19 protein-coding genes are annotated in these 23748 nt (G+C 72.7%); 17 read left to right on the forward strand and 2 right to left on the reverse strand.

Annotated features, from left to right (window positions below; genetic code table 11):
* Nucleotides 1-25 precede the first annotated feature (25 nt).
* From ABZT12_RS33635 to ABZT12_RS33675, 9 genes are all read left to right on the forward strand, one after another.
* The gene (locus ABZT12_RS33635) at nt 26-490 is read left to right on the forward strand and encodes a hypothetical protein (RefSeq protein ID WP_356391713.1); all 465 of its coding nucleotides are present in this window, start codon (nt 26-28) and stop codon (nt 488-490) included.
* Between the two features lie 525 nt (nt 491-1015).
* Entirely contained in the window at nt 1016-1378 is a 363-nt protein-coding gene (locus ABZT12_RS33640; protein WP_356391716.1) for a metalloregulator ArsR/SmtB family transcription factor, read from the forward strand.
* Nucleotides 1371-4034: a magnesium-translocating P-type ATPase gene (mgtA, locus tag ABZT12_RS33645; protein ID WP_356391720.1), complete on the forward strand. Its 2664-nt coding sequence runs from the start codon at nt 1371-1373 to the stop codon at nt 4032-4034. The genes ABZT12_RS33640 and mgtA overlap by 8 nt, the downstream gene beginning before the upstream one ends.
* Before the next feature lie 43 nt (nt 4035-4077).
* The gene (gene tatA, locus ABZT12_RS33650) at nt 4078-4311 is read left to right on the forward strand and encodes a Sec-independent protein translocase subunit TatA (RefSeq protein WP_356391723.1); all 234 of its coding nucleotides are present in this window, start codon (nt 4078-4080) and stop codon (nt 4309-4311) included.
* A gap of 103 nt (nt 4312-4414) precedes the next feature.
* Nucleotides 4415-4990, forward strand: a complete 576-nt coding sequence (locus ABZT12_RS33655) for a TerD family protein (protein ID WP_356391726.1) — start codon at nt 4415-4417, stop codon at nt 4988-4990.
* A 383-nt stretch (nt 4991-5373) separates the two neighbouring features.
* Nucleotides 5374-7062 (forward strand): LCP family protein, encoded by a 1689-nt coding sequence (locus ABZT12_RS33660; protein ID WP_356391730.1) that lies wholly within the window; start codon nt 5374-5376, stop codon nt 7060-7062.
* Nucleotides 7063-7247: 185 nt separating this feature from the next.
* On the forward strand, nt 7248-7622 hold the full coding sequence (locus ABZT12_RS33665) for a hypothetical protein (protein ID WP_356391733.1): 375 nt from the start codon (nt 7248-7250) through the stop codon (nt 7620-7622).
* 206 nt (nt 7623-7828) lie between these two features.
* Entirely contained in the window at nt 7829-11761 is a 3933-nt protein-coding gene (locus ABZT12_RS33670) for a helix-turn-helix domain-containing protein (protein ID WP_356391736.1), read from the forward strand.
* Between the two features lie 163 nt (nt 11762-11924).
* The gene (locus ABZT12_RS33675) at nt 11925-12782 is read left to right on the forward strand and encodes an NlpC/P60 family protein (protein WP_356391739.1); all 858 of its coding nucleotides are present in this window, start codon (nt 11925-11927) and stop codon (nt 12780-12782) included.
* A 60-nt stretch (nt 12783-12842) separates the two neighbouring features.
* Here the strand turns inward: ABZT12_RS33675 and ABZT12_RS33680 are convergent, their stop codons facing one another.
* Entirely contained in the window at nt 12843-14636 is a 1794-nt protein-coding gene (locus ABZT12_RS33680) for a coagulation factor 5/8 type domain-containing protein (RefSeq protein ID WP_356391742.1), read from the reverse strand.
* A 210-nt stretch (nt 14637-14846) separates the two neighbouring features.
* Between ABZT12_RS33680 and ABZT12_RS33685 the strand changes: the two genes are divergently transcribed.
* The 7 genes from ABZT12_RS33685 to ABZT12_RS33715 all read left to right on the forward strand — a co-directional run bounded on the left by ABZT12_RS33685 (nt 14847) and on the right by ABZT12_RS33715 (nt 21568).
* Complete coding sequence (locus tag ABZT12_RS33685) at nt 14847-16163, forward strand: sugar ABC transporter substrate-binding protein (RefSeq protein ID WP_356391745.1); 1317 nt, start codon at nt 14847-14849, stop codon at nt 16161-16163.
* An 8-nt stretch (nt 16164-16171) separates the two neighbouring features.
* Nucleotides 16172-17167, forward strand: coding sequence for a sugar ABC transporter permease (locus ABZT12_RS33690; RefSeq protein WP_356391797.1), 996 nt, complete (start codon nt 16172-16174; stop codon nt 17165-17167).
* The gene (locus ABZT12_RS33695) at nt 17160-18047 is read left to right on the forward strand and encodes a carbohydrate ABC transporter permease (RefSeq protein WP_356391748.1); all 888 of its coding nucleotides are present in this window, start codon (nt 17160-17162) and stop codon (nt 18045-18047) included. Before ABZT12_RS33690 ends, ABZT12_RS33695 begins: the two co-directional genes overlap by 8 nt.
* Nucleotides 18048-18085: 38 nt before the next feature.
* Nucleotides 18086-19444 (forward strand): GH1 family beta-glucosidase, encoded by a 1359-nt coding sequence (locus ABZT12_RS33700; RefSeq protein WP_356391751.1) that lies wholly within the window; start codon nt 18086-18088, stop codon nt 19442-19444.
* A gap of 333 nt (nt 19445-19777) precedes the next feature.
* Nucleotides 19778-19939, forward strand: coding sequence for a hypothetical protein (locus tag ABZT12_RS33705; RefSeq protein WP_356391754.1), 162 nt, complete (start codon nt 19778-19780; stop codon nt 19937-19939).
* 249 nt (nt 19940-20188) lie between these two features.
* Entirely contained in the window at nt 20189-20806 is a 618-nt protein-coding gene (locus tag ABZT12_RS33710) for a hypothetical protein (RefSeq protein ID WP_356391757.1), read from the forward strand.
* 39 nt (nt 20807-20845) lie between these two features.
* Nucleotides 20846-21568, forward strand: coding sequence for a YcnI family protein (locus ABZT12_RS33715; RefSeq protein ID WP_356391760.1), 723 nt, complete (start codon nt 20846-20848; stop codon nt 21566-21568).
* Nucleotides 21569-21724: 156 nt separating this feature from the next.
* On the opposite strand, the gene ABZT12_RS33720 is transcribed toward ABZT12_RS33715, so the two are convergent.
* The gene (locus tag ABZT12_RS33720) at nt 21725-22492 is read right to left on the reverse strand and encodes a CDP-alcohol phosphatidyltransferase family protein (RefSeq protein ID WP_356391762.1); all 768 of its coding nucleotides are present in this window, start codon (nt 22490-22492) and stop codon (nt 21725-21727) included.
* Nucleotides 22493-22597: 105 nt separating this feature from the next.
* Here ABZT12_RS33720 and ABZT12_RS33725 point away from each other — a divergent pair, with 105 nt between their 5' ends.
* A complete protein-coding gene (locus tag ABZT12_RS33725) occupies nt 22598-23581 on the forward strand; it encodes a zinc-binding alcohol dehydrogenase (protein WP_356391764.1) in 984 nt (327 codons plus the stop codon).
* Nucleotides 23582-23748 lie beyond the last annotated feature (167 nt).

Consider the following 23748-nt stretch of genomic DNA (forward strand, 5'->3'; position numbering starts at 1 on the left):
TGGCGGGGCATGTGATCGCGGCCGGTTGCGTACGCAAGCGCTCCGCGGACGGGCCACCGTCACCGCGGCCGCCGAAGCCGAGTACCGCGACTACCTGAGGGTGCGCGACGCCAAGGGCGGCCGTCGCGGGGGCGGGCACGTCGTCGCGCTCGCCCTGGTGACCGTCTCCGCGGTTGTGCTGCTGGCACTCGGGTTCGGGGTCCGGGTGGTGGGACGGCCCTACGTCGGTGACGGGCTGCTGACGGCCGGACTGATCGCCGGGGCCGTGGCCGCCGGGGCGGCGGTCGGCGACTTCGCCTGGCTGTTCGCGGTGGCGCACCGTGGCCGTTCCACCGCGCCCGACGGGTCGGACGGCCACGCTGACCCGGAGATCGGAAGGGCGCGCGAGGCATGGGAACTGGCCCTGCTGGAACGGGGGATGGTGCCGTTCCTGCTGGACCGCATAGAGGCGCCGTGCGCGGCGGAAGGCGATAGTGGTCCCGCCCGGTAGACCGACCTCCGCACGCAGTAAGCCGACCTTTCGCGCGGCGGGCGTCCTCGCCGAGCGGTCGGCCGGGGTTGCGTCACCCAACTTGCCGATACCACTGCCGACTTGAGGGTCGGGGCTCGATGGCCGGGGCGAGGGCCGTTGGCGCGCGGTCCACGGCAGACGGTCGTTGGTCGTTGGTCCGCGGTCGACGGACCGGCGGTCGACGGTCGACGGCAGTCGGTCGGTGCTACGCGTCTCCAGTTCGCAGTCGCCAGTCGCCAGTCGCCGGCCCGCAATCGCCAGTCGGCAGTATGCGAGGCGAAGGCCGACGATCCACGCCGACAGCCGACAGCCGACAGCCGACAGCCGACAGCCGACAGCCGACAGCCGACAGCCGACAGCCGACAGCCGACAGCCGACAGCCGACGGCTCGACGGCCGACCACAGACCACCGGCACCCGATGTCGCAACCACCAGCAGCCCCGCCTCTAGACTGACACGGCGCAATTGCGGGGTGTGACGAGCGGGGCGGGTGGGGAGAGGGCTGTGGCAGCGGACATCGGGGGCTTCGAGGATCCCTCCGCCGAGGTGCTGGCGGAAGCCGCCGCCGCCTTCGGGCTGCTGGCGTCCTCCGCCCGGCTGCACCTCATGTGGGCCCTGGCGCAGGGCGAGAGCGATGTCACCCACCTCGCCGACCGGGTCGGCGGCGCGCTGCCCGCTGTCAGCCAGCATCTGGCGAAGCTGAAACTCGCCGGGCTCGTGCGGTCCCGCAGAGAGGGACGACGGCAGATCTACTACGTCGACGACCCCGATGTGGTGACCGTGGTCCGGGTGATGGTCGGCCAGTTGGCCGCGCGCGCCAAGGGAGCGTCCGCACCCCTGCACAGCCTGCGCGGGGCCGGTGGCTGACACCAGCGCGGTTCCGGGGCCGGACGCGGGACCGTTCGCCCCCGGGTCCGCGCCGGGCGGCGCCGGTCCCGGTCCGGACGTACCGACGCTGCTGGAGACACTGCGGCGCCTCGACAGCGGGCCGCGCGGGCTGACGGAGACGGAGGCCGAGGCGCGGCAGGCCCGCTTCGGGACGAACACCCTGCCGACGTACCGGGAGGAGTCCTGGCCGAGGGTGCTGGTGCGGAGTCTGCGCGATCCGTTCACCGCCGTACTGCTCTGTCTGGGGCTGGTCTCCGCGCTGGTCGCCTCCTGGGGCACGGCCTGCGTGATCCTGCTGCTGGTCGCCGTCAGCTGTCTGCTGCGCACCTCGGGGGAGTACCGGGCGGGCCGGTCCATGGCCGGGCTGCGCGGTCTGGTCGCCACCACGGCCACGGTTCTGCGCCGCGCCGGGGAGGAGGCACCGCCCGACGCCCGGGAGATCCCCGTGGAGGAACTGGTTCCCGGCGACGTGGTCCGGCTCGGCCCCGGTGACCTGGTCCCGGCGGACGTACGCCTGCTGCGGTCCCAGGGCCTGACCGTGCACCAGGCCGCGCTCACCGGCGAGTCCGCCCCCGTGGCGAAGGCCGCCGACCCGGTGGCCCCCGTGGGCGGGGGAGTGTTCGACCCGCCGCAGCTCTGCTTCCAGGGCAGCGGGGTCGCCACCGGCAGTGCGACCGCGGTCGTCGTGAGGACCGGCGCGCGCACCCGGTTCGCCGCCGCGCACGGCCGGCCGGACGGCCGCCGGGAGCCGAGCGCCTTCGACCGCTCGGTGCACGGCATCTCGTGGATCCTCATCCGGTTCATGCTGCTCACCCCGCCGCTGGTCCTGATGGCCAACGCCGCCCTGCGCGACCGTGGCCTGGAGACGCTGCCGTTCGCCGTGGCGGTGGCCGTCGGGCTCACCCCGGAGATGCTTCCGGTCATCGTCACCACCTGTCTCGCGCGGGGCAGCACACGGCTCGCCCGCACCCATGGCGTGATCGTCCGACGGCTGCCCGCCCTGCACGATCTCGGCGCCGTCGACGTCCTCTGCCTGGACAAGACCGGCACCCTCACCGAGGACCGCCCGCGGCTGGACCGTGCCCTCGGCCCGGACGGTCACGACGACCCGGCCGTGCTGCGCTGGGCCGCCGTCAACGCCTGGTGGACCCTGCAACTCGCCGACCTGCCCGCCCCCGACGCTCTCGACGAGGCGCTCCTGGACGCCGTCGACGAGGACGACCTGACGGCCTACGACGGGATCGCGGCCCTTCCCTTCGATCCGGTACGGCGTATCGCCACCGCCGTCGTCCGCACACCGGGCCGGCTGGGCAGCCGCACCCTGGTCACCAAGGGGGCCGTCGAAGCCGTCCTGGAACGCTGCGCACTGACGGAACCGGAGCGCGCCCGGCTGCTCGCCCTCGCCGCCGGGCCGGCGGCCGACGGGATGCGCGTGCTGGCGGTCGCCACCGCCGAACTCCCCGGTGCCGGGCTCCGTCCGGGCGGGGGCGCCCCCACGGCCCGCGTCCGCGACCACCTCCGCGCCGACGAACGCGGCCTGGAATTCCGGGGGTTGGTGACGTTGCGGGACACCGTCGCCCCCTTCGCCGCGGAAGCGCTGCGGGTCCTCGCCGACCGGGGCGTCACCGTGAAGATCCTCACCGGCGACCACCCGGGCACGGCCGCCCGGGTCTGCCGCGACCTGGGCGTCCCGCCGGCCTCGGACGGCGTGCTCACCGCGGACCGGGTCGACGGCCTCGACGACACCGCGCTCGCCGCGACCGCCGCCCGCACCACCGTCTTCGCCCGCTGCACCCCCGAGCACAAGGCCCGTATCGCCACCGCCCTGCGCGCCGGCGGCCACACCGTCGGCTACCTCGGCGACGGCGTCAACGACCTGCCCGCCCTGCGCGCCGCCGACGTCGGGATCGCGCCGCGCGACGCCGTGGCCGTCGTCCGGGAGAGCGCCGACGTGGTCCTCGTCGGGAGGGACCTCACCGCGATCGGCCACGGCATCGCGGCCGGACGGTACGCGGGCGGCAACATCGTCACGTATCTCCGCATCACCCTCTCCTCCAACCTCGGCAACGTGATCGCCATGCTCGCCGCCGGCCTCCTGCTGCCCTTCCTGCCGATGCTGCCGGCCCAGGTGCTGGCCCAGAACCTCTGCTTCGATGCCGCCCAGCTCGCCTTCGCCCGCGACCGCCCACACCCCTCGGTGCTGCGCCGCCCGATCGTGCTGCGCCCCGGCCGGCTGCTCCGGTTCATCGTCGGCTTCGGCGTGCTGAACGCCACCGCCGACCTCGCCACCTTCGCCGTGCTCGCCCTCGCCCTGCACGGCCCCGACGCCCTCGACGACCAGGCGGTGTTCCACTCCGGCTGGTTCACCGAGAACCTGATCACCCAGGCCCTGGTGATGGTGCTGCTGCGCACCGGCCGCCGCCGGGGCAGGCGCGGGCCGGGACCGATCGACTGGGCGGCGGTCGCGCTGGCCGCCGTGGGAGTGCTGCTGCCGCTCTCGCCGTTGGGGGCGCTGATCGGTCTGACACCGCTGCCGGCGGCGTACTACCTGCTGCTGGTCGGGATCGTCGCGCTGTACACGGGCGGCCTGGCGGTGGTCAGGGCCGCTCTCCCCAGCCCCGCACCATGGTTGTAAAGTTGCGCAAGGCGGCAATCATTCGAGAGATGGGGTCGGCGGGATGCTCCGCAACGGACTGGAACCCTGGCACCTGCTGATCGTGGCGATCATGATCATCCTGCTGTTCGGTACGAAGAAGCTCCCGGAGGCCGCTCGCGGTCTTGGCAAGTCCCTGCGCATCCTCAAGAGCGAGGCCAGGGCCCTGAAGGACGACGACACCCCGCGCCCCGCGGCCCAGGCGGACAGCGCCGCCGCCCCGGTCGGCACCGTCGCCGGGGGCGGTACCGCGCTCTGAGCGCCGCGGGCGCGGGGAAGGGCCCGCGCGGGAACCGCCGGGCGCGGCGCCGCGTGGGAATCCAGTGACGGACAGAACGGCCGACGATCGGGAGGAAGAAGCCGTGGGTGTTTCCCTGGGCAAGGGCGGCAACGTATCGCTGAGCAAGGAGGCGCCGGGGCTGACCGCGGTGCTGATCGGGCTCGGCTGGGACGTGCGCACCACGACCGGCGCGGACTACGACCTGGACGCCTCCGCGCTGCTGCTGAACGCGTCGGGGAAGGTCGTCTCCGACCAGCACTTCGTGTTCTACAACAACCTCAACAGCCCGGACGGTTCGGTGGAACACACCGGTGACAACCTCACCGGCGAGGGTGAGGGCGACGACGAGTCGATCAAGGTGAACCTCGCCGCCGTGCCCGCCGACATCGAACGCGTCGTCTTCCCGGTCTCCATCCACGAGGCCCACGCCCGTGGGCAGAGCTTCGGCCAGGTCAGCAACGCCTTCATCCGGGTGGTGAACCAGGCGAACAACGCCGAGATCGCGCGCTACGACCTCTCCGAGGACGCCTCCACCGAGACCGCGATGGTCTTCGGCGAGCTGTACCGGCACGGCGGGGAGTGGAAGTTCCGCGCGGTGGGCCAGGGCTACGCCTCCGGACTGGCCGGTATCGCCGCCGACTTCGGGGTCAACGTCTGACCGGAGCCACCTGGACTCGGCCTCACCGGAGCATGACCCACATCACTTGACGGTCCGTCAGGGGGCGTCCGCGCGCCCGTACTTGGGCAACTTGCCTGCGCGGAGGGCGAGTTCGCGGTGTGTTCCGCGCGGCCGTGCGGAACACACCGCGAGCCGTCCCGCTCGGGCCCGCTCTTCCCGGCCCGGTGACCTCGGACGACGCCTCCTTCCACCGGCCGCGCGGAGCCGGAAGAGGGGAGTGCCTCTCGGTGGCGACGGCAATGGTTGCTATATTGCGCAATCATCCGGCCCAGGGGGCGCGCCCGGCGCGCGGGGGGCCTTGAGTCACCGCCGCCTCGTGGCGCGCCGGCGGCCGGTGCCGGCGACAGCGTAGGGAGTGGTGGATGAGCGACCCTCGGGGCGAAGCGTCCGGTCGTGCGGCCACGCGGAATCGCTCCGGCGTTCCCCACCAGCGCGGGGCCGAGGGCGGGCCGGACCGGCGGCCGGCCGGTGGCCGGGCCGCCGCCCGCCAGGCCCAGCGGACCAAGGGGCGTCCCCCGGGGCGGCGCGCCAAGCCGGCGGCCCGCCGCCGGAGGATCGCCCGCATAGCCCTCATCACGGTCTCGGCGCTGATCCTCGTCACCGCGGGCGCCGGGGCCTGGCTGTGGGAGCACCTCAACGGCAACATCAGGAGCGTCGCGATCGACGACGGCAAGGAGAAGGCCGACGCCTTCGGCCGGACCCCGATCAACATCCTGGTGATCGGCTCGGACGGCCGGAACAACGCCGCCGACTGCAAACTGGGCGGCGGCTGCGGCTCCGGCAAGTCGACCGTCGGGCACAACGCGGACGTCGAGATGGTCGTGCACGTCTCCGCCGACCGTTCCAACGCCACCGTGATGAGCGTCCCGCGCGACACCATGACCCAGGTGCCCGCCTGCAAGGACCCCGACAGCAGCCAGTCGACGGCCGGCTACTACGGACAGATCAACAGCGCGCTCCAGTACGGCCCGGCCTGCCAGGTCAAGACCGTGCACCAGCTCACCGGCATCACCATCGACCACTTCCTGATGCTCGACTTCTCCGGAGTGGTCAAGATGTCCGACGCGGTCGGCGGGGTGTCGGTGTGCGTCAGCGACAACGTCTACGACACCTACTCCCACCTCAAGCTCGCCAAGGGCACCCACACCCTCAAGGGCGAGGCGGCACTCCAGTTCGTCCGCTCACGGCACGGCTTCGGCGACGGCAGCGACCTCGGCCGTACCGTCTCGCAGCACCTCTTCCTCAGCGCGATGATCCGCAAGTTCAAGAGCGCGGGCACCCTCGCCAACCCCGCCAAGGTGTACTCCCTGGGCGACGCCGCCACCAAGGCGCTGACCGTCGACACCGGTCTCGGCAGCGTCACCAGACTCGTCGGCCTGGCGACCGACCTGAACAAGGTCCCCTCCAAGCGGATGACGTTCGCCACCATGCAGACCGGCCCCGACCCCGCCAACGCCGACCGTGTGGTCCCCGCGGCCGCCGCCAAGTCGCTGTTCGCGGCCATCGCCGCCGACCAGTCCCTGAGCGGGGGCACCGGCAAGAAGAAAGCATCCGCCACGCCGTCCGCCGTCGCCACGGTGCCGGCCTCCGAGATCGCCGTACAGGTGCAGAACGGCACCAGCACCGGTGGGCGCGCCTCGGTGATCGCCAACGCGCTCATCGCCAAGGGCTTCAACTCCGGTACGAGCACCGGCAACGCGCCCGCGCCGACGGCGACCACCCGGATCACCTACGGCCCCGGCGAGAAGCCCCGGGCGCAGACGCTGGCCGCCGCGCTCGGCCTCTCCGCCTCCCACCTCACCCAGGGAACCGCGAGCGGCGTGACCCTCGTCATCGGCGCCGACTGGCCCAGCGGTACGACGTACTCCACCGCCTCCGCCGCTCCCGCCGACACCCACGCGGCCGTTTCCAACGCCCATGCCCAGACCGCCGACGACGCCAAGACCTGCGCCAAGGTGAGCCCGTACAAGACCGTGTCCCTGAACGGGGTGGCGATGACGCCGGCCCAGGCCTACGCGGCGGCGAGCAGCAAGAAGGACTCCGCGTCCTGACCCGTCCGGGGCACCGGACCCGTTGTCCACGGCTTGGTGAGCGGGCAGGTCAGGGAGGGTTTCCCGGCGTTCCGGGCGGTGGGCGACGGGAAACCCGTCGACCCCTGGCGTCCCTCGGGCAAGGCTGAAGGCGTCAGCACCGAACCCGCCCTGCGATACAGCAGGACGACCCGCCAGGGGGAAACATGCGCACCATGCTCCGCGCCGCCGCCACGTTCGCCGCAGCCGCCACCGCCGTAGTGACGCTGGGGGGAGCGGCCCAGGCGAAGCCCGCCGACACCCCCTGGGACGGCTGCCCGTCCGGGGCCGTGTGTGTCTACGGCGAAGGGGTCGTACCGCGGGACAACCCGCACCCGACCGCCGTCTACTACAGCTACGGCGCCCACAACCTGAGCAACCAGACCGGCTCCCACTGGGTCCTCAACAACCAGTACGGCGGGGCCACGATGTCCCTGTGCGACGGGTACAACGGCACCAACTGCGGTACCCCCATCGGACAGGGCGTCGGCGTCAACGCCAACCTCACACCCGTCAACTCCATCACCCTCAACCGCCCGTAACCTCCCCGCTCCCCGCTCCCGGCCACGGGGGACGGAGCGGGGAACGCCACCTCACGGGGGCGACTTCCGGAACCGCCGGGCGGCGGTTCCGGAAGTGTCCTGTTTTCGCCTTTTCGGGGGAAAGGCCTCGCTGCGCGCCGGACACCGGCAGTAACCTTGGCATCCGCCGTCCCACGATCCGGGCGGCCGGTGCCGGAGGGGACGCCGTGGGGGAGCAGCAGCACGACCGCACGGCCGGCGACCGGGACGACGAACGGCCCGCCGGCCCCGCACCGACCACGGTCTCCTTTCCCGCCCAGTTGAGACGGCTCCGCCAGGAGCGCGGACTGTCGCTCGCCGATCTCGCCCGGCGGACCCACTACAGCAAGGGCTACCTCAGCAAGATCGAGACCGGGGCGAAGCGCGCCACCCTCGACGTCGCCCGCCAGTGCGACCACATCCTGGGCGCCGGCGGTGAACTCCTGCGCCTGGTACGGGAGTCGGGGCCCGTCGAGCGGGGCGGCGGCGTGGACGGCGCGGAGCCCGCCTGCCCGTACCGGGGGCTGGCGGCGTTCACCCGGCAGGAGGCGGGCTGGTTCTTCGGGCGGGAGCGGGCCACGGCCGCGCTGGTCGAGCGGGTCTTCCAACGGGTGGGCGACGGACCGCTGTTACTGGTCGCCCCCTCGGGCGCCGGCAAGTCGTCCCTGCTCAACGCCGGTCTCCTGCCCGCCCTCCGGCGCCCCGGCGGCTTCCCGATGCCGGGCGCCGACCGCTGGCCGGTGGTGGCCCTGACGCCCACCGCCCATCCCCTGGACGAGCTGCTGGCCCGTACCGCGAAGGTCCTCGACGGCGATCTCGACCTCACCGCACCGGAGTTGGCGGCGCGTCCCGAGGCCTACCTGGCGGCGGTCGGCGTCCGCTGCGGCGAGAGCCCGCCGGGGCCCGAGGGCCGCCGTCCGCCGCCCGTCCGCCCGGTCCTCCTCGTCGACCAGTTCGAGGAACTCTTCACCCTCTGCACCGACGAGAGCGAACGCCGGTCCTTCGTACGGGTGTTGCGGCACCTCTCCACCTCCGGGCCGGTCACGCCCGGTACGGCCCCGGCCGCGGCCCACGCCCACGACCCGCCGCCGCACCCGCTTCCCCCCGCCGTCGTCGTGCTGGGCGTGCGCGCCGACTTCTCCGGGCGCTGTCTCGAACTGCCGGAGCTGGCACCGGTGTTCGGGGACGGACTCTTCGTCCTGCCGCCGCTGTCCGTCGCCGAGCTGCGCGAGGCGGTGCTCCGGCCGGCCCGGCTCGCCGGAATGACCCTCGAACCCGGTCTGCTCCCCCTCCTCCTGCGGGACGCCGGACTGCGCGACGAACCGGACCCGGCGCAGTGGCACACCGCGGCCCCGGCCGGCCGCGGCGCGGACGAGACCCCGTCCGGCGCGCTCCCCCTCGTGTCGCACGCCCTGCTGGCGACCTGGCAGCAGCGCGAGGGAACGGTGCTGACCGTCGCCGGCTACGAACGCACCGGCGGCATCCAGGGCGCCGTGGCCCGCACCGCCGAGACCGTGTTCGCGCGGCTCTACCCGGCCGAGCAGAAGACGATCCGGCGGGTCCTCTCCCGGCTGGTCCACGTCCGCGACGACGGGACGGCGGCGACCCGGCGCCGGATGAGCCGCGGCGCCCTCATGGCGCAGGTGGCCGACGCGGCGGCGGCGCTCGACGCGTTCGTCCGGGCGAGGCTGATCACCGTGGACAGCGACACCGTCGAGATCACCCACGAGGCGCTGCTGCGCGCCTGGCCGAGGCTGCGCGACTGGATCCACGCCGACCGCGCCGGGCTCCTCGTCCACCAGCAACTCGCCCACGCCGCCGCCGAATGGGAGAGCGAGCAGCGCGACCCGTCCGCCCTCTACCGGGGCACCCGCCTGGACACGGTCCGCGCCTGGGCCGAGGAGGGGGACGGCCTGAGCCGGCTCAGCCCCGGCGAGGAGGCGTTCCTGCGCGCCGCGCAGGCCGAGGAGAACGCCCGCCAGGACCTGACGAAACGTCAAGTCCGGATCAGGCAGCGCTTGTTGGCTGCGCTGGCGGTCCTCCTCGGTCTCGCCCTCACCGCCGGCGGGGTCGCCTACCAGCAGCGCGCGAGCGCCCTCCGCCAGGAACGCGTCGCCCGCTCCCAGGCCCTCGCCGTACGCTCCACCTCGCTGGCCGGCGGCCGCCCCGAGGCGTCGATGCTCCTCGCCGAGGAGGCCTACCGCACCGACCCGACGGCCGAGGCGCGCGGCGCCCTGCTCAGCACCCAGGCCCAGCCGTTCCTCGCCCGCCTCACCGGCCACCGGGGACCGGTCAACGCCGTGGCCTACGCACCCGGCGGCGCCCTCCTCGCGACCGGCAGCTCGGACGGCACCGTACGGCTGTGGCGGACCGCCGACCACCGTACGACGGCGACGCTCACCCTCCCCGGCCGCGTGCGCGCGGTCGCCTTCAGCCCCGACGGACGCACCCTCGCCGCGACCTCGACCGACGGCCCCGTCCACCTGTGGGGCACCGCCGACCACCGGCTGCGCGCGCTGCTGCCCGCGGAGACCGCGGGCTCCCGCGCCATCGCGTTCGACCCGCGCGGCCGTACGCTCGCCGTCGCCGGCACCGACGGCACCGTACAGCTGTGGGAGACCGGGGCCGGCCACCGGGCCGGGGCTCGGCTGACCGGGCACACCGGGCGCGTCGACGCCCTCGCCTACGCGCCCGACGGCCGCACCCTCGCCTCGGCCGGCGCCGACCGGACCGTACGGCTGTGGGACACCGGCCGGGGCCGCGAACTCGCCGTCCTGGCCGGGCACTCCGACGAGGTGCTCGGCGTGGCGTTCGCCCCCGACGGGCGCAGTGTGGCCTCCGGGGGCGCCGACCGGACCGTACGCCTGTGGGACGTAGCCTCCCACCGCCGCACCGCGACCCTCACCGGACACAGCGACGACGTCAACGCGGTCGCCTACACCCCGGACGGCGCGACCGTCGTCAGCGCGGGCGGCGACGGCACGACCCGCCTGTGGGACGTCCGCACCGGACGGCCCGTCGAGACCCTCGCCGGACACACCGACTACGTCATGTCGGTCGCGGTGAACTCCGCCGGCACCACCCTGGCCACCGCCGGGTTCGACGAGTCGGTGGTGCTCTGGGACCTGCGGGGCCGGGCGCTGACGGCCCATCCCTTCACCGAGGTCTCGCACGCCGCGTACAGCCCGGACGGGAGGCTGCTGGCCGGCGCGGACGCCGACCACACCGTGCGGGTGTGGGACGTGGCCCGGCGCCGGCTCCTCACCACGTTCACCGGTCATCGCGAGAGCGTCTTCTCGGTGGCGTTCGGGCCCGACGGCCGGACCCTCGCCTCGGCCGGCTCGGACGGCACCGTACGCCTCTGGGACGTGCCGGGCCGCCGCCCGCTCGCCGTCCTGCGCGGACACACCGGCGACGTGTTCGCGGTGGCGTTCGCCCCGGACGGGCGCACCCTCGCCTCGGCGGGCGCCGACCGCACGGTCCGCCTGTGGGACGTCGCCGCCCACCGCCAGCTCGCCGTCCTCACCGGGCACACGGACTACGCCGACGACGTCGCGTTCAGTCCCGACGGCCGCACCCTCGCCAGCGCCGGCGACGACCTGACCGTACGGCTGTGGGACGTGGCGGCCCGGCGCGGGCTCGCGGTCCTGCGCGGACACACCGGCGCCGTCCGCGGGGTCGCCTTCAGCCCCGACGGGCGGACCCTGGCCAGCGGCGGCAACGACGGCACCGTACGCCTGTGGGACGTACGCGGACGGCGCGCGGAGGCGTCCCTGACCGGGCACACCGGATCGGTGCGGGGCCTGGCGTTCTCCCCCGACGGCCGGCTGCTGGCCAGCAGCGGCAGCGACCGCACGGTCCGCCTCTGGGACGTGCGCGGACGGCGGGAGTGGGCCACCCTCACCGGACACACCAACGCCGTGTGGGGCGTCGAGTTCGCCCCCCGCGGGCGGACCCTGGCCAGCAGCAGCAACGACGGCACCGTACGGCTGTGGGACCTGGACCCCGCCGCCCGGCTCACCCGGATCTGCCGGCTGCGCGCGGAGACGCCACCCGGCGAACGCCGCACCCTCCTGCCGGGACTCACCGTCTCCGCCCCGCCCGGCTGCCCACGACCCTGACCCCCGGACCCGGGGCGCACGGTGAACTCCCAGCACAGGAAGGGTTTCCCGGGTGTTTCCCGTTGCCCGTCGCGGTGGGGTGACCCGCGCTCCTCGACCCGGCGGGCCCGGGTCGGCAGGCTGGTGCCCGACCACGCACACCACAGACGAACGGGGGTCCCGCATGCTCCGCCGGACCGGACTCATCGGCACACTCATCGGCACACTGATCGGCCTGCTGGCCGTCCTGCTCTGGACACCCGCCGCCCACGCCGCCGCCCCGGCGGCAAGCGGCTGCGGAGTCCTCGCACCCGGCGGCTCGGCCGCCGCCGAACGCGCGATCGCCGCGGCCTGCGCCCAGGTCGACGCGGGCACCTGGTACACCTGGGGCGGCGGCCACGGAGCCCGGCCCGGCGCCACCTACGGCCAGGTCGACCCCACCGACCCCGCCAGCGAACACGACCCCGAGCGCCTCGGCTTCGACTGCTCCGGCCTCGTCCGCTACGCCTACGCGCAGGCCGCCGGCTCCGACATCCTCGACGGCGACGCGAGCCGGCAGTTCTACACCCACCGCGCCGCCGACCGCTTCACCGCCGCCCAGGGCAGCGCCCCGCTGCTCCCCGGCGACCTCCTCGCCTACGGCACCTCCGCGGACCTGCACCACATCGCCCTCTACCTCGGCGCGGGCAAGATGGCCGAGGCCAGGCAGTCCGGCACCAGGCTGATGGTCAGTGATGTCCGGCTGGGCGGCGACTACTTCGGGGCGGTGCGCGTCAACACCGGTGCCGTCACCGGGCACGTCTTCCGGACCTGGGGCACCGGTGTCTGGACGAAGACGGCGCCCTCCGTCGGCGCCGGCCGGGTCTACGCCTTCCCCGGCCCGACCACCATCCGCGTCCAGTGCCAGAAGCACGCCGAGGTCGTCACCGCCGACGGCTACACCAACGACGCCTGGTCCTATCTGCCCGACTACAGGGCATGGATGACCAACATCTACATCCAGGGGCCGGCCTGGCTCGACGGTGTGCCCGACTGCTCCTGACACACCGCCGCGACGGGGCCGGGCCGAGGGGGGAGCCCCGGCCCGGCCCCGCCCCCGTGCTCAGGGGTAGGACACCACCGTGGACGGGGTGGTCGACGTACCCGAGGTGGGTGTGCCGGTGTCGTTGATGACCCGCTCGTACTGGCCCTGGCCGCCGAGCGAGACCACGAGCAGGTCGTGGAACTTCACGCCGGAGCGGTTGGGGGCGGCGAAGCCGCTGTGCTGCACGATCGTCGGGTCGACGTTGTAGTAGCAGTAGCTGCCGAGCCCCCACCCCTCGTGGACGGTGACGTTGTCGCCGACCCTGTAGGCGGCGTAGCCCTTGACCGAACCGTTCTGGATCGCGGCCTGGTTGGGGGCGTCGTAGGCCTTCTCGTTCTGGAAGAAGATGGTCCGGCCGCGCTGGCCGAACCACTGGACGTCGTACTTGTTGAAGTGCTCGACGAAGAGGCCGGTGAAGAGCACGTCGTCGCCGTTGACGACGACGCCGTAGTCGGCCCGGTTGGTGTCCCAGCCGACGCCGGTGCCGTGGTCGGCGCGCCAGACCCAGGTGTGGTCGACGATGGTGTGCCGGTTGTTGATCACCATGCTGGTGGTGGCCTTGCCGGCGCCCGCGCCGCCGATGCGGACGAACACGTCCTGCACGGTGGTGGGGTTGGCGGAGTGGTCCGTCGTCGTGCCCTGCGGGCCGACCTCCAGCAGGGTGGGGGAGTTGACGGTGCCCGCGTCGATCAGGAAGCCGGCCAGCCGGACGCCGTCGACGTCGGCGATCTTGACGGCGGTGACGCCGTTGTCGGGCACGAGGGTCGCGTAACCCAGGCCCAGGACAACGGTGTTGGCGTTGTTCACCTGGATCGGCCGGTCCAGGTGGTAGATGCCCGGTGTCAGCAGCAGGTGCAGACCCTGGGTGAGGGCCTGGTTGAGCGTGGCCGCGGAGACGCCGGGCTTCGCGACGTAGAACTGCGACAGCGAGAGCGAGGTGCCGCGCGGGGTGCCGTTGCCCCAGCTCACGCCGCTGGCGTTGGTGCGCTTCTCGGGGAGGAAGACGCGGTATTCGCTGCCGCTCAGGTAGAGGAACGGCTTCTCGCGGGAGACGGGGGTGGTGGCCAGCGTGGTGTACGGCGGGTTGGGGAAGCTCTGCGCCGGGGCGCCCTGGACGCCCGAGAAGACCATGTTCCACACGCCGTTGAGCCAGCCGCCGACCGCGCTGTCGCGGGTGTACCACTGCTGCTGCGAGTACGGTCCGACCTGGCCGTCGATCCGGCTGTCGGCGATGTAGCCGCCGCTGGCCCAACCGTAGCCGTTGGGCGAGAGGTTGAGGCCGCCGCGTACGTGCATCCGGCGGAAGGGCGCGGCCTGGGCGACGGCCCACCGGTTGGTGCCGTTGGCCGGGACCAGCGCGAGGTTCTCCGCCGAACGCCAGAAGTTCTGGGTGGCGTTGCCGTTGAACCAGCCGGCGTCGACCGTCACATCGCCGTTGATCGTGGTGTCGTCGGGGGAGAGGCCGAGGCCCGCGATCGAGGTGTAGAAGCCGAGTTGGGCGTTGAGGCCGCTGTAGGTGCCGGGCTTGAAGAACAGGGCGTAGCGGCCGGTGCCGAACTGCGCCGACTCCTGCGCCGCGAAGACCTGGTCCAGTCGGGCCTGGATGCCGGCGGTGGAGGGGTCGAAGACGATCACGTTCGGGCCGAGGTCGCCGCCGCCGGGCAGCGCGAGCGGCTTCTTGGACGAACGGGCGCGGGAGGCCGGCGCGGCGGGGGCGGCCGGGGCGGCCGAGGCCGGGGTCGGCGCACCGGTGAGGGCGGCGGAGACGGCGGCGGCCGCTCCGAGGACGGTTCTGCGTCGCACAGGGGACATGGGGCGGCTCTCCTTGTTCAGGAAGTGAACGTCGGTGGGGTGGGGAGCGCTCTCTCGCCGGGGAATGCTTCAGTGCTGTGAACGCGGACGTCAAGAGGTGCGACGGAGTTCGACGAGTGCCGTCCAAACCCTTGACGCACCTGACTTCCGAGGTTTAACTCACGTCCTAAATTAAGTCGTGAGTGCATTCCCTGAAGGGACACCCGGAGCATGCGCAGCATCCGAGCCGCGGCCGTCGGCGCCGTCACCATGTCACTCGCCCTCGCGGCCACGGCCTGCGGAGGCGGATCGTCGACCGGCGGGGGGTCCGACGACTCGCCCAAGACGCTCACCTACTGGGCCTCCAACCAGGGCGCCAGCATCGCGATCGACAAGAAGGTCCTCCAGCCGGAGCTCGACAAGTTCCGTAAGCAGACCGGCGTCAAGGTGAACCTGGAGGTCGTGCCCTGGTCGGACCTGCTCAACCGCATCCTCACGGCGACCACCTCCGGCCAGGGCCCCGACGTCCTCAACATCGGCAACACCTGGAGCGCCTCCCTCCAGGCCACCGGCGCGCTGCTGCCCTGGAACGCGGCGAACTTCGCGAAGATCGGCGGCAGGGACCGCTTCGTGGACTCCGCGCTCGGCTCCACCGGCGCGCAGGACAAGGACCCGGCGGCCGTCCCGCTGTACTCGATGGCCTACGCGCTCTACTACAACAAGCAGATCTTCGCCGACGCCGGCATCTCCCAACCCCCGGCCACCTGGGCCGAGTTGGTCGCGGACGGCAAGAAGATCCAGGCGAAGGGCAAGCAGGTCCTGGGCGCCGAGGGCGCGAACGTGTCGGAGAACATCCACCACGCCTTCGTCTTCGCCAAGCAGCACGGCGCCGACTTCTTCACCGCCGACGGCAAGCCCGACTTCACCAACGACGCTGTCGTGGCCGCGGTCAAGCAGTACGTCGACCTGATGGCGAAGGACAAGGCCATCCCGGTCGGCAACGCCGAGTACGCGCAGAACCAGTCCGTGAGCGACTTCGCCAAGGGCAAGACCGCGATGCTGCTCTGGCAGTCGGCGTCCGCCAACCTCAAGTCCCAGGGCATGAGCGAGAGTTCGTACGGCATCGCCCCGGTCCCCGTGCAGTCCGGCACCCCGGGCACGGGCGCGCAGACCGACTCCATGGTGGCCGGCATCAACCTCGCCGTCTTCAAGAACACCCACAACCTCGACGGTGCGGCGAAGTTCGTGAAGTTCCTGACCAGCGACGCCGAGCAGAAGATCCTCAACACCGCGTACAGCTCCATCCCGCCGGTGAAGGCCGCTCAGTCCGACGCGGCGTTCAACTCCCCGGCCAACGCCGTCCTCAAGGACACCCTCGCCAAGAGCGCCGCCGCGCTGCCGCAGGTCGCCGACGAGTCCCAGTTCGAGACCGTGGTCGGCACGGCGGTCAAGGACCTGTTCGCCGACGCCGCGGCCGGCCGCGCGGTGACCACCGCCTCGGTCAAGGCGAAGCTCGACAAGGCCCAGCAGCAGATGCCGGCGAAGTGAGCACCACCGTGACGAGCACGGTCACCACCGACGCCGCCGCGCGGAGGGAGACCTCCACCGCGGCGGCCCCCGACCCGCGCCGCCGGCGCGGCGAGCGGCTGCGCCGGGCCGGACTGCCGTATCTGCTGCTGCTGCCCGCGCTGGTCCTCGAACTCCTGGTGCACCTGGTGCCGATGGTGATCGGCATCGTGATGAGCTTCAAGGAGCTCACCCAGTTCTACATCCGTGACTGGGGCACCGCGCCCTGGTCCGGGCTGGGCAACTACAAGATGTCGGTGGACTTCGACGCCCCCGTGGGTGACGCGCTGCTCCACTCCTTCTTCGTCACCGTCACCTTCACCCTGCTGTCGGTCGCCCTGTGCTGGCTGATCGGCACGGTGGCCGCCGTCTGCATGCAGGACACCTTCCGCGGCCGCGGTCTGCTCCGGGCGCTCTTCCTGATCCCGTACGCGCTGCCGGTCTACGCGGCCGTCATCACCTGGGTCTTCATGTTCCAGCACGACAACGGCCTGGTGAACCACGTCCTGCACGACCAGCTCCACCTCACCGACAAGCCGTCGTTCTGGCTGATCGGCGACAACAGCTTCTACGCGCTGCTCGTCGTGTCGGTGTGGAAGGGCTGGCCGTTCGCCTTCCTCATCGTCATGGCCGGGCTGCAGAACATCCCCCGGGAGCTGTACGAGGCGGCGGCGCTGGACGGCGCCGGCGTCTGGCAGCAGCTCCGCCGCATCACCCTGCCGTCGCTGCGGCCCGTCAACCAGGTGCTGGTCCTGGTGCTGTTCCTGTGGACGTTCAACGACTTCAACACGCCGTACGTCCTCTTCGGCAGGGCCGCGCCCGAGGCCGCCGACCTCATCTCGGTGCACATCTACCAGGCGTCGTTCGTCACCTGGAACTTCGGCACCGGATCGGCGATGTCGGTCCTGCTGCTGCTCTTCCTGCTGGTCGTCACGGCCGTCTACCTGGTGGTCACCTCACGTGGACGGAGGTCCGCCGATGTCTAGCCCCGCGCTCCCCAGGCCGCCCAGGTCGCCCAAGTCACCGATGGCGCCCCCCAGTTCGTTCCGCTGGTCGCGGCGGGTCTTCCTCACCCTGCTCACCGGTTTCGTGCTGGTACCGGTGTACGTGATGCTCTCCAGCTCCCTCAAACCGCTCTCCGACGTGACCGGCCGGTTCCGCTGGCTGCCGAGCGGACTGACGATCCGCCCCTACATCGACATCTGGTCGACGGTCCCCCTCGCGAAGTACTTCGTGAACTCGCTGATCGTGTCCGTCGCCGCGACCGTCTGCTCGGTGGTGATCGCCGTCTTCGCCGCGTACGCCGTCAGCCGCTACGAGTTCCGCGGCAGACGCGTCTTCACGGTCACCGTGCTGTCCACCCAGATGTTCCCCGGCATCCTCTTCCTCCTCCCGCTCTTCCTCCTCTACGTCAACATCGGCAACGCCACCGGCATCGCCCTCTTCGGCTCGCGCGGCGGGCTGATCCTGACCTACCTCACCTTCTCGCTGCCGTTCTCGATCTGGATGCTGATCGGCTACTTCGACTCGGTGCCGCGCGACCTGGACGAGGCGGCCCTGGTGGACGGCTGCGGGCCGCTCGGCGCGCTGCTGCGCGTCGTCGTGCCGGCCGCGATCCCCGGCATCGTCGCGGTCGCCGTCTACGCCTTCATGACCGCGTGGGGCGAGGTCCTCTTCGCCTCCGTGATGACCAACGACGCCACCCGCACGCTCGCCGTCGGACTCCAGGGCTACTCCACCCTCAACGACGTGTACTGGAACCAGATCATGGCCGCCTCGCTCGTCGTCAGCGTGCCCGTGGTCGCCGGCTTCCTGCTGCTCCAGCGCTATCTCGTCACCGGGCTGACGGCGGGCGCCGTCAAGTGACCGGTCCGTACGACTCCGTTGACCCCGAAGGGACCTCAGTGACCATCGACTTCGCCGCCCTCCCGCCCGACTTCCTGTGGGGCACGGCCACATCGGCGTACCAGATCGAGGGAGCCGTCGACGAGGACGGGCGTTCGCCGTCGATCTGGGACACCTTCTCGCACACCCCGGGGAAGATCGACAACAACGACCACGGTGACGTCGCCTGCGACCACTACCACCGCTGGCGCGATGACATCGGTGTCATGCGGCAACTCGGCGCCAACGCCTACCGGTTGTCGATCGCCTGGCCCCGGGTGGTGCCGGGCGGCGACGGCCCGGCCAACCCCAAGGGCCTCGCCTTCTACGACGAGTTGGTCGACGGACTGCTCGCGGCGGGCATCACCCCGTCCGTCACCCTCTACCACTGGGACCTGCCCCAGGTCCTCCAGGACCGGGGCGGCTGGCCCGAGCGGGAGACCGCCGAGCACTTCGCCGCCTACGCCTCCGTCGTAGCCGAACGGCTCGGCGACCGCGTCACCCACTGGGCGACCCTCAACGAGCCCTCCTGCTCGGCCTGGATCGGTCACCTCGAAGGCACGATGGCCCCCGGGTTCACCGATCTGTCGGCGGCGGTCCGCGCCTCCTACCACCTGCTCCTCGGCCACGGCCTGGCCACGCAGGCGATCCGCGCCGCCGTCCCCGACGCCGAGGTCGGCATCGTCAACAACCTCTCCACCGTGCACCCCGCCACCGACCGCCCGCAGGACGAGGCCGCCGCCCGCCGTCTGGACGGCCATGTCAACCGCTGGTGGCTCGACCCGGTGCACGGCCGCGGCTTCCCGGCCGACATGCGCGAGGTCTACGGCGTCGAACTCCCGGAGAAGCCGGGCGACTTGGAGACGATCGCCGCCCCGCTGGACTGGCTCGGCCTGAACTACTACTTCCCGGCGACCGTCGCCGACGACCCGAGCGGACCGGCCCCGCACGTCCGTTCGGTCCGCCGTCTCGGCGTCCCGCGCACCGGTATGGACTGGGAGGTCGACGCGACCGGCATCGAGACGCTCCTGCTCCGCCTCACCGAGGAGTACGGCCCCCGCCGGATCTACGTCACCGAGAACGGCTCCGCCTTCCCCGACGTCGTACGCCCCGACGGCACCGTCGACGACCCGGAACGCCAGGACTACCTGGTCCGCCATCTCGCCGCCTGCGCCTCGGCGGCCCGCAAGGGCGCCCCGCTGGCCGGCTACTTCGCCTGGTCGCTGCTGGACAACTTCGAGTGGGCGTACGGCTACGACAAGCGGTTCGGCCTGGTCCACGTCGACTACGCGACCCAGACCCGCACCATCAAGGGCACCGGCCACCGGTACGCGGACGTCATCCGCGACCACGGGCGGCAGGCCCGCCGCGCGGCCTGACGGCTACCGCCGGTGAGCGCGGGCGCGCGATCCCGAGCTCACCGGCTGCCACCGCCAGGCCCCTGCCCCTACCCGGCGCGGGGGTTCGTCGCCAACTGCCGCACGGTCGCGGAGGGTTGGTGCCGGAGATCGTCAGTCGCGCCCACACGGTCTGCCCTGGGCCGCCCGGCGCTCCGCGAGGGCGGCGACGAGAAGCAGGCCGCGGCCGTTCGCCCGGGTGCCGCAGCCGTCTCGTCGGGCGCGGGGTCGGGGAGTCGCTCGCCTCGGGTGCCGCCGTACGGTCGTGGCCAGGGCCGTGAGGTGGCGGCCGGCGTCCCGGCCGGGGACGTGGCCATGCCGGACGGCGTTGACGCACGGTTCGGCGACCAGGGCGACGGCGTCGCGGGCGTCGCCGCGCCGATGCTCAGCTTCGCGATCGAAGAGTCGGTCCTGCGACGGCCGATCGGCGGACGGCCGGTCGTGCAAGGTCACCTTGAGCCGAGCCTGCCGGCCTGACCCGTGTGCTGGGCATCGGGGCCGAGGCGTGGTCCGGCTTCGTGGCACCGGCTCCCGGCCACTGTCCGCTCGCGAAAGCGTGACACGATCATGCGCGCGTCTCACGGCACCCCGCGCACAGGTCTTCCCACCCGAACTGAACGCCCCGCGAGCCACCGCCGTACCAAACCCATGAACCGGATATGAGCTGCCCCCTGAAACCGCCATCGGCGGTTCCGGCGGCGGCGGGCCGTGGGAGGATCCGTCACCATGAGCGCTTCCCCGGCGGTACGGAGCCTGCGCGCCGCGGTGTTCGCCGCGGTGTGCGTGCTCCTGGCCGTGGCCGGGCACGCGCTCGCCACCGGCGCCGACCCCCCGCCCTGGGTGGACGGTGCCGGTTTCCTCGCCGTCTTCGTGGCCGGCTCGCTGCTCGGCGGCCGGGAGCGCTCGCTGCCCGGCATCGGCGCGGCGATGCTCGCCACCCAGGCCGGGCTGCACCTCGCCTTCGACGCCGCCCAGCCCCGCGCCCCCATGTCCATGTCCATGGCCATGCCTGGCATGCCACCCGTGCACGGCCCGGCGGCGACCGCCTCCCTGCCCGCCGCCCACGCCATGACCTCGCACGCGGTCGCCGCCCACGTCCTCGCGGCGCTCGTCGCGTCCTGGTGCCTGCGCCGCGGCGAGGCCGCCCTCTGGTCGCTGCTGCGGTGGGCGGTCGCCTTCGTGCCGGGCCTCGCGGCCTGGTGGCGCCAGGCAGACGTACCGTGCCCCGCACGGCCGGCAGGCCCCCGCCGCACCGCCGCCGACGCGGCCCACGCGCGCCGGCTCCGGCTGCGGCACGCGGTCAGCCGCAGAGGACCCCCCGACCGGACCCCGTACCCGATCTGACCCCCAACACCCCTTTCCCGTACGGAGATCCACCCACCCATGTCCTCCGACAGCACCGTTCTGCGCCGCGTCTGCACCGTCGCCGCGCTCACCACCGCCGGTGTCCTCGCCGCCGCGGGCGCCGCCTCCGCGCACGTCACCGTGCACCCCGACAGCTACGCCAAGGGCGCCACGGACGGCGTGCTGACCTTCCGCGTGCCCAACGAGGAGGCCAAGGCCGGCACCACCAAGGTCCAGGTGTACCTGCCCACCGACCACCCCGTCCTCGGCGTGCTCGTCACCCCGCAGAACGGCTGGACCGCCAAGGTCACCACCACCAAGCTCAAGACGCCGGTCAAGACCGACGACGGCACGATCACCGAAGCCGTCTCCGAGGTCACCTGGACCGGCGGCAAGATCAGCACCGGCCAGTACCAGGACTTCGATGTCGCCTTCGGTCAACTTCCCGACAACGTGGACCAGTTGGCGTTCAAGACCTTGCAGACCTACTCCGACGGCAACGTCGTCCGCTGGATCGAGGAGGCCGCCGCGGGCGACGCGGAACCGGAGAACCCGGCACCCGTCCTCAAACTGACCGCGAAGGGGAGCGACACCGCCCCCGCCGCCTCCCCGGCCGCCACAGCCACCGCTGCCGCCACCGTCAAGAGCGCGTCCAGCGACTCGACAGCCCGGGGGATCGGCATCGCCGGCCTCGTCGTCGGCATCCTCGGCCTCGCCGCGGCGGCGTTCGCGATCGTACGGACGCGGTCGCCGCGGTCGTAGCACCCGCCCATGGCGAAGGGCCCGGATCCCAAAGATCCGGGCCCTTTCGACGCCGCCGTGCAGCCGTGCAGCCGTCCCGCCGTGCAGCCGTGCAGCCGTCCCGCTGAGCCGCCGTGAAGCCGTTCCGCCGTGTGCAGGCCCCGCGCCCAACTGCGGTCAGCGCGCGACCAGTTCGCGCGTCTCCTCCCGCACCGGCGTCGTCTGCGCGACGACCCGGGAGGTACCCCGCAGCCACAGGATGTCGCGGCCGAAGGACCACACCAGCAGAGCCAGGGCCAGCAGGGCGACGCCCGTGTTGGCCGCCCGCGGCAGCAGGTCCGCGCCGGCGAGCAGCAGGCAGACACCCTGGAGCGCGGCGACCGTCTTGCGGGCGGTGCTCGGCGGCAGCGGGGCGTTCAGCCAGGGCAGCACCCGCGCGGCGGCGACGAACGCGTACCGCATCGCGCCGATGAGCAGCACCCACGGGCCCAACGCCATCGACACGTACACGCTGAGCACCAGGATCAGGAACGCGTCGACCTCCATGTCGAAACGTGCCCCGAGCGCGGTCGACGTACCCGTGCGCCGGGCGACCTTGCCGTCGACGCCGTCCAGGATGAGGGCGACCGCGGTCAGCCCGACCAGCAGGGTGACCGGCGGCGAACTCTCGAACGAGTCCGCGACCAGGGCGGTCACCCCGCCGACCAGGATGGCGCGGCCGAGGGTGACCCGGTTGGCCGGTCCGAAGGAGCGCGGCCTGGTCCGGCGCAGCGCCCGTGAGAGCACCGCCCACATCGCGACCGCGAAGACCACACCGGTCACCCACCCCGCCGGCCCCATGCCGATCGCCGTACCGAGCAGAGCCAGCAACAGGATCTGTACGCCCGCTCCCACAGCGGTCTCCTGCTGGACCAGCCTTGCTTCGTATGTGTTGTTCAGGGCCACCGCACACCCTCCGGCCGTATGACAGAGTCGATCACCGCCGCGTACTGTGCGCGGCCTGTGTCACTCGGTACGTGAACAGCTTCCCGATCGTTCAGGAGGACGCCCATGAAGCGCTCAGGACGTGCGTTCTGGCTCGGCTCGCCGGGGCACGGCGAGATCCGCGACGTGGCCCTGCCGGAGCCCGCCGACGGCGAGGTCGTGGTCCGTTCGCTGTGGTCAGGGGTGAGCCGGGGCACGGAGACCCTGGTGTTCCGGGGCGGCGTCCCGCGCAGCCAGCACGCCGTCATGCGGGCGCCCTTCCAGGAGGGCGACTTCCCGGGACCGGTGAAGTACGGCTACCTCAACGTCGGCGTGGTCGAGGAGGGCCCGGACGACCTGGCCGGCCGCACGGTGTTCTGCCTGTACCCGCACCAGACGCGCTACGTCGTGCCGGCGAGCGCCGTGACGCCGGTGCCGGAGACCGTGCCCGCCGGGCGGGCCGTGCTCGCCGGGACCGTGGAGACCGCCGTCAACGCGCTGTGGGACGCGGCGCCCCTGCTCGGCGACCGGATCGCGGTCGTCGGCGGCGGCATGGTCGGCTGCTCGGTCGCCGCCCTGCTGGCCCGGTTCCCCGGCGTCCGCGTCCAGTTGGTCGACGCCGACCCCGCGCGCGCCAAGACCGCCGACGCGCTCGGCGTCGGTTTCGCCTCACCCGAGGAGGCGCTCGGCGACTGCGACCTCGTCGTGCACGCCAGCGCCACCGAGCAGGGTCTCGCCCGCTCCCTGGAACTGCTCACCGCCGAGGGCACCGTCCTCGAACTGAGCTGGTACGGCGACCGCCGGGTGAGCCTGCCGCTCGGCGAGGCGTTCCACTCGCGGCGCCTGGTGATCCGTAGCAGCCAGGTCGGTTCGGTCTCCCCGGCCCGTCGCTCCAGCCGGAGCTACGCCGACCGGCTCGCGCTCGCCCTCGACCTGCTCGCCGAGCCCGCCCTCGACGCCCTGGTCACCGGGGAGTGCGCTTTCGAGGAGCTGCCGGAGGTCCTGCCGAAACTCGCCTCCGGGGAGATTCCGGCGCTCTGCCACCGGGTCCGCTACGACGACCTCGGCTAGGAATCGTTCCCTTCGGCGCGGCCCCGGTACGGCTCCCGGGTCTCTTCGGGGCCGCTTCGGTCCGGCAGGAGGGTCTTGACCTGAGAAAAGAGTGAGAGTCGGCTGAACAGGGGAAGGCGGAGAGCCGTACTACAGGACATCGCCGGCAGGGAGCCAGCCGGTGGACC

The sequence above is a fragment of the Streptomyces sp. NPDC005423 genome, from assembly GCF_040606415.1.
Taxonomy (GTDB): Bacteria; Actinomycetota; Actinomycetes; order Streptomycetales; family Streptomycetaceae; genus Streptomyces.

What these genes read in the sequence shown, in the direction of transcription:
- ABZT12_RS33715 (WP_356391760.1), top strand. Translation starts at nt 20,846, where the DNA reads ATGTCCTCCGACAGCACCGTTCTGCGCCGCGTCTGCACCGTCGCCGCG.
- ABZT12_RS33685 (WP_356391745.1), top strand. Translation starts at nt 14,847, where the DNA reads ATGCGCAGCATCCGAGCCGCGGCCGTCGGCGCCGTCACCATGTCACTC.
- ABZT12_RS33695 (WP_356391748.1), top strand. Translation starts at nt 17,160, where the DNA reads ATGTCTAGCCCCGCGCTCCCCAGGCCGCCCAGGTCGCCCAAGTCACCG.
- ABZT12_RS33710 (WP_356391757.1), top strand. Translation starts at nt 20,189, where the DNA reads ATGAGCGCTTCCCCGGCGGTACGGAGCCTGCGCGCCGCGGTGTTCGCC.
- ABZT12_RS33725 (WP_356391764.1), top strand. Translation starts at nt 22,598, where the DNA reads ATGAAGCGCTCAGGACGTGCGTTCTGGCTCGGCTCGCCGGGGCACGGC.
- ABZT12_RS33675 (WP_356391739.1), top strand. Translation starts at nt 11,925, where the DNA reads ATGCTCCGCCGGACCGGACTCATCGGCACACTCATCGGCACACTGATC.
- ABZT12_RS33705 (WP_356391754.1), top strand. Translation starts at nt 19,778, where the DNA reads ATGCCGGACGGCGTTGACGCACGGTTCGGCGACCAGGGCGACGGCGTC.
- ABZT12_RS33660 (WP_356391730.1), top strand. Translation starts at nt 5,374, where the DNA reads ATGAGCGACCCTCGGGGCGAAGCGTCCGGTCGTGCGGCCACGCGGAAT.
- ABZT12_RS33665 (WP_356391733.1), top strand. Translation starts at nt 7,248, where the DNA reads ATGCGCACCATGCTCCGCGCCGCCGCCACGTTCGCCGCAGCCGCCACC.
- tatA (WP_356391723.1), top strand. Translation starts at nt 4,078, where the DNA reads ATGCTCCGCAACGGACTGGAACCCTGGCACCTGCTGATCGTGGCGATC.
- ABZT12_RS33680 (WP_356391742.1), bottom strand. Translation starts at nt 14,636, where the DNA reads ATGTCCCCTGTGCGACGCAGAACCGTCCTCGGAGCGGCCGCCGCCGTC.